Origin of the sequence: Kitasatospora sp. NPDC001309 (assembly GCF_042896295.1) — a bacterium.
Classification (GTDB): domain Bacteria; phylum Actinomycetota; class Actinomycetes; order Streptomycetales; family Streptomycetaceae; genus Kitasatospora.
This window is the reverse complement of record NZ_JBIAXC010000035.1, coordinates 42,895-57,336: the sequence shown is the minus strand read 5'-3', so window position 1 is coordinate 57,336 and position 14,442 is coordinate 42,895. Positions and strand designations below refer to the sequence as shown.

At 71.5% G+C, this 14,442-nt stretch carries 13 protein-coding genes; 12 read left to right on the top strand and 1 reads right to left on the bottom strand.

Features of this window, described 5'->3' with window-relative positions; genetic code table 11:
* The first annotated feature begins 76 nt into the window (after positions 1–76).
* Together ACFY2K_RS29840 and ACFY2K_RS29835 are read left to right on the top strand one after the other, a co-directional pair.
* On the top strand, positions 77–742 hold the full coding sequence (locus ACFY2K_RS29840; RefSeq protein WP_387715550.1) for a CatB-related O-acetyltransferase: 666 nt from the start codon (positions 77–79) through the stop codon (positions 740–742).
* A gap of 176 nt (positions 743–918) precedes the next feature.
* Positions 919–1,890, top strand: coding sequence for a DMT family transporter (locus tag ACFY2K_RS29835; RefSeq protein ID WP_387715547.1), 972 nt, complete (start codon positions 919–921; stop codon positions 1,888–1,890).
* Between the two features lie 13 nt (positions 1,891–1,903).
* Here the strand turns inward: ACFY2K_RS29835 and ACFY2K_RS29830 are convergent, their stop codons facing one another.
* Positions 1,904–2,488 (bottom strand): hypothetical protein, encoded by a 585-nt coding sequence (locus tag ACFY2K_RS29830; protein WP_387715544.1) that lies wholly within the window; start codon positions 2,486–2,488, stop codon positions 1,904–1,906.
* Positions 2,489–2,683: 195 nt separating this feature from the next.
* Here ACFY2K_RS29830 and ACFY2K_RS29825 point away from each other — a divergent pair, with 195 nt between their 5' ends.
* The 10 genes from ACFY2K_RS29825 to nuoH all read left to right on the top strand — a co-directional run bounded on the left by ACFY2K_RS29825 (position 2,684) and on the right by nuoH (position 14,437).
* Positions 2,684–3,811, top strand: a complete 1,128-nt coding sequence (locus ACFY2K_RS29825; protein ID WP_387715541.1) for a sensor histidine kinase — start codon at positions 2,684–2,686, stop codon at positions 3,809–3,811.
* Positions 3,808–4,503, top strand: a complete 696-nt coding sequence (locus ACFY2K_RS29820; RefSeq protein WP_380590755.1) for a response regulator — start codon at positions 3,808–3,810, stop codon at positions 4,501–4,503. The genes ACFY2K_RS29825 and ACFY2K_RS29820 overlap by 4 nt, the downstream gene beginning before the upstream one ends.
* Positions 4,504–5,301: 798 nt before the next feature.
* Positions 5,302–5,661 (top strand): NADH-quinone oxidoreductase subunit A, encoded by a 360-nt coding sequence (locus ACFY2K_RS29815; protein WP_360239135.1) that lies wholly within the window; start codon positions 5,302–5,304, stop codon positions 5,659–5,661.
* A gap of 127 nt (positions 5,662–5,788) precedes the next feature.
* The gene (locus tag ACFY2K_RS29810; protein WP_375888969.1) at positions 5,789–6,343 is read left to right on the top strand and encodes a NuoB/complex I 20 kDa subunit family protein; all 555 of its coding nucleotides are present in this window, start codon (positions 5,789–5,791) and stop codon (positions 6,341–6,343) included.
* Positions 6,340–7,053, top strand: coding sequence for an NADH-quinone oxidoreductase subunit C (locus ACFY2K_RS29805; protein ID WP_375888972.1), 714 nt, complete (start codon positions 6,340–6,342; stop codon positions 7,051–7,053). The genes ACFY2K_RS29810 and ACFY2K_RS29805 overlap by 4 nt, the downstream gene beginning before the upstream one ends.
* Positions 7,053–8,384, top strand: a complete 1,332-nt coding sequence (locus ACFY2K_RS29800) for an NADH-quinone oxidoreductase subunit D (protein WP_380531196.1) — start codon at positions 7,053–7,055, stop codon at positions 8,382–8,384. Before ACFY2K_RS29805 ends, ACFY2K_RS29800 begins: the two co-directional genes overlap by 1 nt.
* On the top strand, positions 8,381–9,187 hold the full coding sequence (gene nuoE / locus ACFY2K_RS29795) for an NADH-quinone oxidoreductase subunit NuoE (protein ID WP_375888977.1): 807 nt from the start codon (positions 8,381–8,383) through the stop codon (positions 9,185–9,187). Before ACFY2K_RS29800 ends, nuoE begins: the two co-directional genes overlap by 4 nt.
* Positions 9,187–10,548, top strand: coding sequence for an NADH-quinone oxidoreductase subunit NuoF (nuoF, locus tag ACFY2K_RS29790; protein WP_375888980.1), 1,362 nt, complete (start codon positions 9,187–9,189; stop codon positions 10,546–10,548). The genes nuoE and nuoF overlap by 1 nt, the downstream gene beginning before the upstream one ends.
* Positions 10,545–13,100 carry an NADH-quinone oxidoreductase subunit G gene (locus tag ACFY2K_RS29785; RefSeq protein WP_387715535.1) on the top strand — a complete coding sequence of 852 codons (2,556 nt, stop codon included), beginning with the start codon at positions 10,545–10,547 and terminating at the stop codon, positions 13,098–13,100. Before nuoF ends, ACFY2K_RS29785 begins: the two co-directional genes overlap by 4 nt.
* Positions 13,097–14,437, top strand: coding sequence for an NADH-quinone oxidoreductase subunit NuoH (gene nuoH / locus ACFY2K_RS29780; protein WP_375888984.1), 1,341 nt, complete (start codon positions 13,097–13,099; stop codon positions 14,435–14,437). Before ACFY2K_RS29785 ends, nuoH begins: the two co-directional genes overlap by 4 nt.
* The last annotated feature ends 5 nt before the right edge of the window (positions 14,438–14,442 follow it).

Here is a 14,442-nt window from a genome sequence, read left to right as displayed (position 1 = left end):
TAAGGCTTGCTGCGGGGTGGTGGTCGTGCCATGCTCATCGTAATGCGACTCAAGTCGCATTACGAGAGGAGCCTGTGTGACCACCCGTGCCATCCCCGACCCGACCGCCCTCCACCCGCTCGCCGGCCACGACCGAGTGGTCCTGCTGCGCCCGCTCGTCACCGACCCGAGGATCCAGGTCGGCGAGTACACGTACTTCGACGACCCTGACGGAGCCACCCGCTTCGAGGAGCGCAACGTCCTCTACGCCTACGGCCCCGAACGGCTGGTGATCGGCAAGTACTGCGCGATCGCCACCGGCACCCGCTTCCTGATGGCCGGGGCCGCCCACCCGGCCATCGGCGTCTCCACCTTCCCCTTCACGATGTTCGGCGGCAGCTGGACCGAGCAGACCCTCGACATCGTCACGGGCCTGCCCAGCCGCGGTGACACCGTGGTCGGCAACGACGTCTGGTTCGGCTTCGGCGCCACCGTCCTGCCGGGCGTCCGGATCGGCGACGGAGCGATCATCGCGGCCGGTGCGGTGGTCACCGCCGACGTCGAGCCCTACACGATCGTCGGCGGCAACCCCGCCCGCCCGATCCGACGCCGCTTCGACGACACCGGCATCGAACGCCTCCTCCGCGCCGCCTGGTGGGACTGGCCGACCGAGCTCGTCACCGAGCACGTCCGCGCCATCATGTCCGGTACTCCAGCCGACATCGAGGACATCGCCGAGACGAACGGTCTGCTCGCCGCCTGACCCGCCGGCGCCCGGCAGGGGCATTGATCACCGGCGGCCCGGTGCGCGAAGATGGCGCCCCCGTGCTCCACCCCTCGCCCCGTCCCCCGCTGAGCCACACGCCCAGCTCCCGGGTCCGTCCGACGCCGTACGGTCCTCGCACCCGCCGGTTCCGTTCGTACGGAGGGATCCTCCTCATGCGCGCCTCCCTGTCCTCGTTCTCGTCCTCATCGATCCTTCGCGATCTACCGGTCCTGCTCGTGGCAGTGGTGTGGGGATCGAGCTTCCTCGCCGTCCAGCGGGTGGCCGACCCGGAGACGGTCGTGGCGATGCTCGTCCTGCGCTTCGGGCTGGTGCTGCCGCTACTCGGGCTGGTCGCCTGGCGCTCCCTGCGGAAGCTGAGCCGCGCCGAATGGCTCGGCGGCGCCACGCTGGGCCTGGTCCTCAGTGGGATCTTCCTGCTGGAGACCTACGGCGCCGTGCACACCTCCGCGACCAATGCCGGGCTGATCATCAGCCTCGCGATGGTGCTCACCCCGCTCGGTGAGAGCGCCCTCGCCCGGACCGCACCGCCGCGGGCCTTCCTCGCGGCCGCCGGGCTGGCCGTCCTCGGCGTAGCCCTGCTCACCGGCGACGGCGGGCTGCGCCCTCCGACCCTCGGCGACCTGCTGGTGCTGGGCGCCGCCCTCGTCCGCTCGGCGTACGTCCTGGCGACGGCCCGTGCCCGAGCCGTCCGCCACACCGACATGCTGGCCGTCACCTGGGTCCAACTCGCCTCGGCCACCACGGTGTTCGCCGTGGTCGCGCTCTCCGTCGGGCCCGCTCCCTGGACCATCGCCCGCTCGTACGGGGCCGGCCAGTGGGCCTGGCTGCTGCATCTGTCCCTGTTCTGCACCCTGTTCGCCTTCTTCGTCCAGATGTGGGCCGTCCGGGCCACCTCGCCGTCCCGGGTGAGCCTGCTGCTCGGCACCGAACCGCTGTGGGCCGCCGTCTTCGGCCTCACCGTGGCCGGGAACCGGATGGGCCCGCTCGCCCTGCTCGGCGCAGCCCTGGTGTTGATCGCGACCGAGTGGGGGCGGCGGACCGCCCCTGCGCCGCTCCCGGCCGCGAGCGCGGGCGAGAGCGCACCCGAGGCGGAGCAGCCGAGCCCGGAGCCGGCTCCAGTCTGACCCGCGGCCCTCGTCACCGGCGCCGCCACAGAGTCCGGCGGGCGTAGTCGACCGTGACCGCGCCCAGTAGCGGACCCCAGGCGACCAGGGGCAGGTAGGCGAGAGTCATCACCAGGGCGCTGAGGCCGTGCGGCGAATCCGCCTCGGCCAGGTTCCCGGCCCAGCCGCCGAACAGGGCGAACAGCCCCAGCCCGGTCAGGACGAGTGCGCCCAACAAGGCCGGAACGACGGCGAACAGGGGGCGCACCCGTCGGCCGCCTATCAGCGGGATCCAGCGCGGAGCCACCTGCCCCCAGGGCCGGACCAGGCCCACGGTCAGGAACGCCAGCCCCTCCGCCAGCGCACTCAGCGCCACGCAGTAGACCGTGCCCCAGCCCGGCTGGTGCGCCGCGTACGCCGCAGCCGTCGCCCCGCTGAAACCGAGCGGGACGCCGAAGCCGAAGACGATCCGCCACAGTCCCGAGGGAACCGTGCTGAGCGCGGCGGCCGCGGCGGCGATCCGGGCCCAGCGCGGGGCGGGCGGGACGTCCGGCACGACCGCGTCGACCGGGCCGATCCGGTGGTCGGACAGACGGGCATTGATCATGAGCTTCGACATGGCGGTGCACTCCCTTCGGCTCCGGCCCCGTGGCCGGTGCGATGACTCAAGACTGGCGCTCGGGAAGGGCCGGCGGCAGATGCCGATCGGGCTGTTCCTCCTGCTCAACTGCCCTTTGAAATGTGCCGATCGGCACAGGTGTGCCGCCCCTCCCGCGCCGTAATGTGACGGCAGTCGAAGAGTCGAGGAGAGGTGATGACGATGACTCAGATCCTGTCCGGGGTCGTCCTGGTCCTGGCACTGCCTGCCTGGTCGGCGCGGGGCCGCCGTGGCACGGCAGTCGTGACCTTGGCGCTCGGGGCGTCCTCGGCGGTGGTCACGGCCGCCGTCTGGATCCTCGGCCGTTGGATGGAGGGCGACCGCTGGGCCGGGCTGCTCGGACTGGTCGAACTGGCCGTCCTGCTGCTGTCGGTGGTCATCACCCTGCGCACCGAGGACGGCCTGCGGTGCGCACTGGCGGCCTGGACGGCATGCGCAGCGGTCGCCCTCTGGCTTACCAGGTTCGCGTTCGTCGAAGGGCCCGGGGACGTCCTCACGATCTTCGGCTTCGGCTCGGCGCTCTCCCTGCCGGCCGTCCTGATCGGGCTCTACCTGAGGGGCCTGGACGAGGGACGCGCCAAGGCGGTGGTCGAGGCCAGGCGGACCCAGCGGCTCGAACTGGCCCACGATCTCCACGACTTCGTGGCGCACGACGTCAGCGGCATGGTGGCCCAGGCCCAGGCCGGTGCTTACCTGGCCTCGGTCGACCCGGCCCGAGCGGTCGCCATGTTCGAACGGATAGAGCAGGCCGGGCAGCGGGCCCTGGCATCACTGGACCGGACGGTCCAGCTGCTGCGCACGGAGGAGGGGACCGGGCGCGGCCCACAGCCGGGGCTGTCGGAACTCGCGGAGGTGGCCGAGCGGTTCACCGCCGCGGGCGGCCCCGAGGTCCGGCTGGAACTGCCGGAGCAGCAGGTTCCGAGGGAGCTGGGAGGGACGGTCCACCGGATCGTCGTCGAGGCGCTGACGAATGTCCGACGGCACGCCCAGGGTGCCGGACGGGTCGACGTCCGGGCGCGCCGTGTCGGCGAGTGGCTGGAGCTGACCGTGACGAACGACGGTCGGCCGGTGGGGGCGGCCAGTCGGCCCCGGCGTGGGGGCGGCAGCGGACTGCCTGGTCTGGCCGCGCGGGTGGAGGCGCTCGGCGGCACCTTCGAGGCGGGAGTGCATGAGCGGGAGGCCTGGCGTGTGACGGCGAGGCTGCCGCTGGCGGGGCGGGAGGAACCGGAGCGGCCGGAGACCCCGATGAGGACGAGTGCGGGTGCAGGGGAGAAGAGCGGATGAGCAGCAGCGCAAAGCCGATCCGGATCCTGGTCGCCGATGACCAGGCGGACATTCGCAGCGCGTTCAGGATGATCCTGGACGTTCAGCCGGACATGACGGTGGTGGCGGAGGCGGCGGACGGTGCCGCGGCGGTACAGGAAGCGAACAGGCTGCGGCCGGACGTGGTGCTCGTGGACATCCGGATGCCGAAGCTCGACGGCCTGGAGGTCACGCGGCAACTCGCCGGTCAGTGCAAGGTGATCGTGGTGACGACCTTCGACCTGGACGAGTACGTGCACACGGCCTTGCGGCACGGTGCGGCGGGCTTCCTGCTCAAGCGCTCGGGGCCGGTCCTGTTGATCGAGGCGGTCAGGGCGGCGATGGCGGGGGACGCGTTGATCAGTCCGCAGGTGACCGTTCGGCTGTTGCAGCACATGGCACTGCCGGGCGCCACGCCGACGCCTGGGGCCGCGGGCGGGGGAGGCGTGCCGGGCCCGTCGATAGCCGGCCCGGTGGAAGAACTGACCGAGAGGGAAAAGGAGATCGCTGAGCTGGTGGCCGATGGAGCGACCAACGCCGAGATCGGCGCCGGGCTCTTCATCTCACCGGGAACGGTGAAGAACCACCTCGCCAACATCCAGCGCAAGCTCGGTGCCCGTAACCGGGTGGGCATCGCGGCCTGGGTGTGGGAACAGGCAGTCGGCAACCGGTAGCCGGCCCCTGGCCCCAAGGGCGAGAGCGGAACGACGGACGAGGCCTGCGCCAGAGCAGGGCCCGAGAGCGAGAGGGAGGCAGGGCGGAGGAGGAGGCGGGCCGAGGGATTCGAGGGCCGCAGCAGGAAGTTGGGCCTGCCTACACGGGAGGCGGAGCCGCGAGGGCGGCGGGTGAAGCGGAGGCGGAGGAGGAGGGCAGGCCCCCAGGGGCCCACAGGCTGCCGGGGCTGCGAGCGCGCAGCAGCCCCGCGCTGGGACCGGCCGGTCCAGCGCAGGTGACACCGGCAGCAGGTGGGCAACCCTGGCGCGGGCGGCGGGCGGCGGGCGGCGGGCGGCGGGAGGGGGAGGGGGAGACCCCCACGGCAACATCGCGCGCTTGTGAATAAAGGGTCAAGCAAGCGTTCCTCCCCCCACCACCCCTCCGAGTGAGCCGCTATAACACGTCAACATGACGCCCAGAAATTTGCCATCCCCGGAGCATAGTTGATATAGGAATACGCCCCCGACCAGCCGCTTCCCAGGTGAATGCGACTGCTTGTGACCATTTGACTCCTTTGCGTTGACAACTCTGGGCATGTTCACATTCGCCACCATTCACATGGTGGCGTAGATCACAAAGATGACGATGAACTGCGTGTCGCAGATCACAAGCCACCGGGCATAGGATGCGCTCGTTCCAGGCTTTGTGAACTGCCTCACATGAGGTGGATCTCGGGAACTGGAACGCGGGTTCACCTCAGTGTGACCCGCCGGTTCCGATCTGCAGTCAAGGACGACTGGACGGAGGGAGCGGGGGCTATGAATGCCTACGCGCCGATCCTCGTACTCGGTGCCATCGCGGCGGCGTTCGCGGTCGGTTCCGTCGTGATGGCCTCACTCACCGGCCCCAAGCGCTACAACCGGGCCAAGTTGGAGGCGTACGAGTGCGGCATCGAGCCGACCCCGCAGCCCGTGGGCGGCGGTCGGTTCCCGATCAAGTACTACCTGACGGCGATGCTCTTCATCGTCTTCGACATCGAGATCGTCTTCCTCTACCCCTGGGCGGTGACCTTCGACTCCCTGGGGCTCTTCGGGCTGGTCGAGATGCTCCTGTTCATCGCCACCGTCTTCGTCGCGTACGCCTACGTCTGGCGTCGCGGCGGCCTGGAGTGGGACTGAGGCAGGGGTGGCGCCGCCGCCCTTGTGAACGAGCGGACAAGCTCGGACGGGCCGGACGTTCCCCCGGACGCTCCGCGGGCGCATCGCCGGACGTACCAGAGGACTTGAGGGCATTGAGAGGGATCTGATGGGAATCGAGGAGAAGCTGCCGAGCGGCTTTCTGCTCACGACCGTGGAGACGGCCGCCGGCTGGGTGCGCAAGGCGTCACTCTTCCCGGCCACCTTCGGTCTGGCCTGCTGCGCGATCGAGATGATGACCACCGGTGCCGGCCGCTACGACCTGGCCCGGTTCGGGATGGAGGTCTTCCGGGGCTCCCCCCGGCAGGCCGATCTGATGATCGTGGCGGGCCGGGTGAGTCAGAAGATGGCCCCGGTGCTGCGCCAGGTGTACGACCAGATGCCCAACCCGAAGTGGGTCATCTCGATGGGCGTCTGCGCCTCTTCCGGCGGGATGTTCAACAACTACGCGATCGTGCAGGGCGTCGACCACATCGTCCCGGTGGACATCTACCTGCCCGGTTGCCCGCCCCGCCCGGAGATGCTGCTGGACGCGATCCTGAAGCTGCACGACAAGATCCAGCACGAGCCGCTGGGCGTGAACCGGCGCCGCGCCGAGGAGTTGGGCGAGGCCCTGGCCCTCAAGGCGACCCCGATCAGCGAGATGCGGGGGCAGCTGCGATGAGCGAGCAGGTACCCGAGTCCCGCCGCGAGCAGCCGCCCCGGGAGATCCCGGTCGAGGTGGTCGGCCGCCGGCAGGGCATGTTCGGTGCCGACGGCACCGGCGACACCTCCGGCTTCGGCGGTCTGGCCGCCCCGATCGTGCTGCCCGGCCCGAGCGAACGCCCGTACGGCGGCTGGTTCGACGAGGTCGCCGACGAGTTCGAGGGCGCGCTGGAGGAGCAGGGCCTGGACCCGGCCGAGGTGGTCGAGAAGACCGTGGTCGACCGCGGCGAGCTCACCTTCCACCTGGACCGCACCCACCTGTTGAAGGCGGTGCGCATCCTGCGCGACGACCCGGCGCTGCGCTTCGAGCTGTGCCTGGGCGTGAGCGGGGTGCACTACCCGGGCGACCGGGGCCGCGAGCTGCACGCGGTCTACCACCTGCGTTCGATCACCCACGGCCGGCTGATCAGGCTGGAGGTCACCGCGCCGGACGCCGACCCGCGGATCCCCTCCGTGGTGAGCGTCTACCCGACCAGCAACTGGCACGAGCGCGAGGCCTACGACTTCTTCGGCCTGGTCTTCGACGGCCACCCGGCGCTCACCCGGATCATGATGCCGGACGACTGGCTGGGCCACCCGCAGCGCAAGGACTACCCGCTCGGCGGCATCCCCGTCGAGTACAAGGGCGCCCAGATCCCGGCTCCCGACCAGCGGAGGTCGTACAGCTGATGAGTACTCAGCACTACGAGGAAGCAGATGCCCGCGACACCACCGAGGGCCGGGTCTTCACCGTCACCGGCGGCGACTGGGGCGAGGTGATCGAGGCGGCCGGCCGGGCCGACGACGAGCGCATCATCGTCAACATGGGCCCCCAGCACCCGTCCACCCACGGCGTGCTGCGGCTGATCCTGGAGATCGACGGCGAGACGGTGAAGGAGGCCCGCTGCGGCATCGGCTACCTCCACACCGGCATCGAGAAGAACATGGAGTTCCGCAGCTGGGTCCAGGGCACCACCTTCGTGACCCGCATGGACTACGTGATCCCGCTGTTCAACGAGACCGCCTACTGCCTGGCGGTCGAGAAGCTGCTCGGCATCACCGACGACATCCCGGAGCGGGCCAGCGTCATCCGGGTGATGATGATGGAGCTCAACCGGATCGCCTCGCACCTGGTCTGCCTGGCCACCGGCGGCATGGAGATCGGCGCCACCACCCTGATGGTCTACGGGTTCCGGGACCGCGAGCTGATCCTGGACGTCTTCGAACTGGTCACCGGCCTGCGCATGAACCACGCGTACGTCCGCCCCGGCGGCCTGGCCCAGGACCTGCCGCCCGGCGCCGTCGACCAGATCCGCGAGGCGGTCCGCACGCTCCGCTCCCGGATGCACGAGTACGACAAACTCGCCACCGGCAACCCGGTGTTCAAGGCCCGGCTGGTCGACGTCGGCTTCCTGGACCTGGCCGGCTGCCTGGCCCTGGGCGCCACCGGTCCGATCCTGCGGGCCACCGGCCTGCCGCACGACCTGCGCAAGACCGATCCGTACTGCGGCTACCAAGACTACGACTTCGAGGTCGCGGTCGCCGACACCGCCGACTCCTACGGCCGGTTCCTGATCCGGCTGGAGGAGATGAAGCAGTCCCTGCGGATCGTCGAGCAGTGCCTGGACCGGCTGCGCCCGGGCCCGGTCATGGTGGCCGACAAGAAGATCGCCTGGCCGGCCCAACTGGCCGTCGGCCCGGACGGGATGGGCAACTCGCTCGACCACATCCGCAAGATCATGGGCACCTCGATGGAGGCCCTGATCCACCACTTCAAGCTGGTCACCGAGGGCTTCCGGGTCCCGGTCGGCCAGGCGTACGCGGCGGTCGAGTCGTCCAAGGGCGAGCTGGGCGTGCACGTGGTCAGCGACGGCGGGACGCGCCCGTACCGGGTGCACTTCCGGGACCCGTCGTTCACCAATCTGCAGACGATGGCGGCGATGTGCGAGGGCGGCCAGGTGGCCGACGTGATCGTCGCGGTGGCCGGGATCGACCCGGTGATGGGAGGCGTGGACCGGTGACGGACGTCGAACTGGGACTGCCGGCGATGCCGGCCCCGCCGTACCCGGAGGAGGTGCGCTCCCGGCTGGCCGCCGACGCCGCCGAGCTGATCGGCCGCTACCCGCAGGCCCGTTCGGCGCTGCTGCCGCTGCTGCACCTGGTGCAGGCCGAGGAGGGCTTCGTCAGCCGGACCGGGATCCGCTTCTGCGCCGAGCAGTTGGGGCTCACCACGGCCGAGGTCACCGCCGTCGCCACCTTCTACACGATGTACCGGCGGCGCCCGGCCGGGAAGTACCACGTCGGGGTCTGCACCAACACCCTGTGCGCGGTGCTCGGCGGGGACCGGATCTTCGCCGACCTCCAGGAGCACCTGGGCATCGGCAACAACGAGACCACCGAGGACGGCGAGATCTCGATCGAGCACATCGAGTGCAACGCCGCCTGCGACTACGCCCCCGTGGTGATGGTCAACTGGGAGTTCTTCGACGACCAGACCCCGCAGAGCGCCCGCCGGCTGGTCGACGACCTGCGGGCCGGCCGCGAGGTGCGGCCCACCCGAGGCGCCCGGCTGTGCGGCTTCAAGGAGACCGCCCGGATCCTGGCCGGCTTCCCGGACGAGCGCCCGGGCGCCAACGACGAGTCGGGTGCCGGCGGCGCCCCCTCGCTGGCCGGGCTGCGGCTGGCGCGCGGCGAGGCCCTGCCCGGCACCGCCGGCACCAAGGTGGTCTCCCCCCGCCACGAGGCCCCCCGCCACGGGGATCCGGGCCACGGGGAGCCGGGCCACGAAGGCAAGGCCGACGGCCAGGAAGGGACCGAAGCGTGATGACCTCCGCCGAGCCGGCCGAGAAGCTGCTCACCCCCGTCCTGTCCGACCCCTGGGACGACAGCCGTCCCTGGACCCTCGCCACCTACCGCCGCCACCACGGCTACGAGGGCCTCAAGGCGGCCCTCGCGATGCCCCCGGACGACGTGATCGCCCTGGTCAAGGACTCCGGTCTGCGCGGCCGCGGCGGCGCCGGCTTCCCCACCGGGATGAAGTGGCAGTTCATCCCGCAGAACGACGGCAAGCCGCACTACCTGGTGGTCAACGCGGACGAGTCCGAGCCGGGCACCTGCAAGGACATCCCGCTGCTGTTCGCCAACCCGCACTCCCTCATCGAGGGCATGGTCATCGCCTCCTACGCGATCCGCTGCGACCACGCGTTCATCTACCTGCGCGGCGAGGTCGTCCCGGTGCTGCGCCGCCTGCACGCCGCGGTCGCCGAGGCGTACGCGGCGGGCCTGCTCGGCCGGGACATCCTCGGCTCGGGCGTGAACCTGGACATCACCGTCCACGCCGGCGCCGGCGCCTACATCTGCGGCGAGGAGACGGCGCTGCTGGACTCGCTGGAGGGCCGCCGCGGCCAGCCGAGGCTGCGCCCGCCGTTCCCGGCGATCGCCGGCCTGTACGCCTGCCCGACGGTGGTCAACAACGTCGAGTCGATCGCCTCGGTGCCGCCGATCCTGGCCCGCGGCAAGGAGTGGTTCAAGGGCCTGGGCACCGAGAAGTCCCCGGGCTTCACGCTGTACTCGCTGTCCGGCCACGTCACCAACCCCGGCCAGTACGAGGCCCCGCTCGGCATCACGCTGCGCCAGCTGCTGGACCTCTCCGGCGGCGTCCGGGCCGGGCACCGGTTGAAGTTCTGGACCCCGGGCGGCTCCTCCACCCCGATGTTCACCGACGAGCACCTCGACGTCCCGCTGGACTACGAGGGCGTCGGCGCGGCGGGCTCGATGCTCGGCACCAAGGCGCTGCAGGTCTTCGACGAGACCACCTGCGTGGTGCGGGCGGTGACCCGTTGGACGGAGTTCTACGCCCACGAGTCCTGCGGCAAGTGCACCCCCTGCCGGGAGGGCACCTACTGGCTGGTCCAGCTGTTGAAGCGGATCGAGGCGGGCCAGGGCGTCGACGGGGACCTGGAGAAGCTCCTCGACATCGCCGACAACATCAACGGCAAGTCCTTCTGCGCGCTGGGCGACGGCGCGGCGAGCCCGATCGTCTCCTCGCTCCAGTACTTCCGGGCCGAGTACGAGCAGCACCTGGCCGAGCGCCGCTGCCCGTTCGACCCGGCCGCGTCCACCGTCTGGGCCGACGGCCCCCGCCCCGGCCACCAGTCCGCCACCGAGAGGGAGGTGCACGCGTGACGATCACCGAGCCGGCCGCCTCCACGAACGACGGAGCCGCGGTCGAACTGGTCACGCTCACCATCGACGGCGTCGAAGTGAAGGTCCCCAAGGGCACCTTGGTGATCCGGGCCGCCGAGACCATCGGCACCCAGATCCCGCGCTTCTGCGACCATCCGCTGCTGGATCCGGCCGGCGCCTGCCGGCAGTGCATCGTGGAGGTCGAGGGCCAGCGCAAGCCGGTCGCCTCCTGCACCATCCCGGTCGCCGAGGGCATGGTGGTGCGCACCCAGCTGAGTTCGCCGGTGGCGGAGAAGGCCCAGCGCGGCGTGATGGAGCTGCTGCTGATCAACCACCCGCTGGACTGCCCGGTCTGCGACAAGGGCGGCGAGTGCCCGCTGCAGAACCAGGCGATGAGCAGCGGCGCGGCGGACTCCCGGTTCGAGGGGATGAAGCGCACCTACGCGAAGCCGCTGCCGATCAGCAGCCAGGTGCTGCTGGACCGGGAGCGCTGCGTGCTGTGCGCGCGCTGCACCCGCTTCTCGCAGCAGATCGCCGGGGACCCGTTCATCGACCTGGTGGAGCGCGGGGCGCTGCAGCAGGTGGGCACGGGGGAGGGGGACGACTTCGAGTCGTACTTCTCCGGGAACACCATCCAGATCTGTCCGGTGGGGGCGCTGACCTCGGCGGCTTATCGTTTCCGCTCGCGCCCCTTCGACCTGGTGTCCTCGCCGAGCGTGTGCGAGCACTGCTCGGCGGGTTGCGCGCAGCGCACCGATCACCGGCGGGGCAAGGTGCTGCGCCGGCTGGCGGGCGAGGACCCGGCGGTGAACGAGGAGTGGAACTGCGACAAGGGCCGGTTCGCGTTCCGCTACGCCCAGCAGCGGGACCGGCTGACGGCCCCGCTGGTGCGGGTGGACGGCGAGCTGGTGCCGGTCTCCTGGCCGGAGGCGTTGCGGCGGGCCGCCGAGGGTCTGCGCGGGGCCCGTACGGGTGTGCTGGCGGGCGGCCGGGTGACGGTGGAGGACGCGTACGCGTACGCGAAGTTCGCCCGGGTGGTGCTGGGCACCAACGACGTGGACTTCCGGTCCCGCCCGCACAGCGGTGAGGAGGCGGACTTCCTGGCCGCGGCGGTCGCCGGGCGCGGGGTGGACGTGGACGGTTCGGGCGTCGACTACGCGCGGCTGGAGCAGGCTCCGGCGGTGCTGCTGGCGGGGTTCGAGCCGGAGGAGGAGTCGCCGATCGTCTTCCTGCGGCTGCGCAAGGCGTCCCGGGGCAACGGCGTCAAGGTGTTCTCGGTGGCGTCGTTCGCCTCCCGGGGGCTGGCGAAGCTGCGCGGTGCGCTGCTGCCGGCGGCGCCGGGGACGGAGCCGGAGTGGTTCGCGGCGCTGGCGGCGGACGAGCCGTTGAACGACGAGGCCGGGCGGGCGGCGGAGCTGTTGCGCCGGCCGGGTGCGGTGATCCTGGCGGGTGAGCGGCTGGCGTCGGTGCCGGGTGCGTTGACGGCGGTGCTGCGGTTGGCGCACGCGACCGGGGCGGCGCTGGCCTGGGTGCCGCGCCGGGCCGGGGAGCGCGGGGCGGTGGAGGCCGGCGCGCTGCCGGGTCTGCTGCCGGGCGGCCGTCCGGTGGCGGACGCGGCGGCGCGGGCCCAGGCGGCCTCGGTGTGGGGGGTGGCGGAGCTGCCGTCGCGTCCGGGCCGGGACACCGGCCAGATCCTGACCGCGGCGGCGCGGGGCGATCTGGACGCGTTGCTGGTCGGCGGGGTGGACCTTGACGATCTGCCGGATCCGGCGCTGGCCGGGGAGGCGCTGGCGGCGCTGCCGTTCGTGGTGTCGCTGGAGCTGCGGCCGTCGGCGGTGACGGGCCGGGCCGACGTGGTGCTGCCGGTGGCGGCGGTGGCGGAGAAGGCGGGGACGTTCCTGGACTGGGAGGGCCGGGTGCGGATGTTCGAGGCCGCGCTCAAGCCGGACCAGCAGATGGGCCGTCACCTCCAGTCGGACCTGCGGGTGCTGGCGATGCTGGCGGACGCGCTGGGGCACCGGCTGGGCCTGGCGGACGTGCGGGCGGCCCGGCTGGAGCTGGACCGCTTCGGGCCGTGGCGGGGTGACCGCGCGGCGGATCCGGCGGCGCACCCGGGTGTGCTGCCGCGTCCGGCCACCGGCCAGGCGGTGCTGGCGGGTTGGCGGCTGCTGCTGGACGAGGGCTCGTTGCAGGACGGCGATCCGCACCTGGCGGGGACGCGGCACCGGGCGGTGGCCCGGGTGTCGTCGGCCACCGCGAAGGAGATCGGCGCCAAGGAGGTCGGCGCGGGTGTCGGCACGGGGGTCGGCGCCGAGGTCGGCGCGGAGGCCGCCGGTGCGCTGCGGTTGACCGGTCCGGCGGGTTCGCTGGTCCTGCCGCTGGAGGTGACCGACTCGGTCCCGGACCGTACGGTCTGGATCCCGCTCAACTCCACGCCGGGCGGCGCGCACCGCGCGCTCGGCACCACCGTCGGCCATCTGGTGACGATCGCCGCGGCCGAGCTCGCGCCGGTCGCCGTCGAGGGCGGGTCCCGGGAAGGGGAGGTCCGATGACGACTCCGCAGCCGTACGAGACGCTCCACTTCTTCGGCCAGGACCCGTGGTGGCTGGTGCTGTTGAAGGCGGTGTTCTGCTTCGCCTTCCTGGTGCTGACGGTGCTGGTGACGATCGTCTGGGAGCGCAAGGTGGTGGCCTGGATGCAGTTGCGCATCGGGCCGAACCGGCACGGGCCGTGGGGCCTGCTGCAGTCGCTGGCGGACGGCGTGAAGCTGGCACTCAAGGAGGACCTGGTCGTCAAGGGCGCGGACAAGGTGGTCTACGTCCTGGCCCCGATCGTCTGCGCGATCCCGGCGTTCATGGCCTTCGCGGTGATCCCGTTCGGCCCGGCCGGCGAGGAGGTGTCGGTCTTCGGCACCCGGACGCCGCTGCAGCTGACCGACTTCCCGGTGGCGCTGCTCTACATCCTGGCCACCGCCTCGATCGGCATCTACGGGATCGTGCTGGCCGGTTGGTCCTCCGGTTCGACGTACCCGCTGCTGGGCGGCCTGCGGTCGGCCGCGCAGATGATCAGCTACGAGATCGCGATGGGCCTGTCCTTCGCGGCGGTGTTCGTCTACTCGGGGTCGATGTCGACCTCGGAGATCGTGGCGCACCAGCAGCCGAAGTGGTTCGCGGTGCTGCTGCCGGTGTCGTTCATCGTCTACGTCATCGCGATGGTCGGGGAGACCAACCGGGCGCCGTTCGACCTCCCGGAGGCCGAGGGCGAGCTGGTGGGCGGTTTCAACACCGAGTACTCCTCGTTGAAGTTCGCGATGTTCATGCTGGCCGAGTACGTCAACATGGTGACGGTCTCGGCGGTGGCGTCGACCCTGTTCCTGGGCGGCTGGCGGGCCCCGTGGCCGGTGTCGGCCTTCTGGGAGGGCGCCAACCACGGCTGGTGGCCGATGCTGTGGATCACCTTGAAGATCCAGCTGCTGGTGTTCTTCTTCATCTGGCTGCGCGGCACGCTGCCGCGGTTGCGCTACGACCAGTTCATGAAGCTGGGCTGGAAGGTGCTGATCCCGGTCTCGCTGGTGTGGCTGGTGCTGATCGCGAGCGTGCGGGCGCTGCGCAACGAGGGGTACGGCTTCGGCGAGGTGGTGCTCTACGTGGGCGCGCCGGTCGGCGCGATCCTGCTGCTGGCGCTGGTCCGGGACTTCCTGCGCAAGGAGAAGGAGCCCGGGCCGGAGCAGGAGGCCCCGGGCAAGGGCGAGTTCGATCCGATGGCGGGTGGGTACCCGGTGCCGCCGCTGCCCGGGCAGGTGCTGCCGCCGGTGCCGCGCCGGCCGGGCCGGGCCCCGAAGCAACTCCAGGACGCCCTCAACGGGGCCGACCATTCCGAAGGGAGCTGATCCGC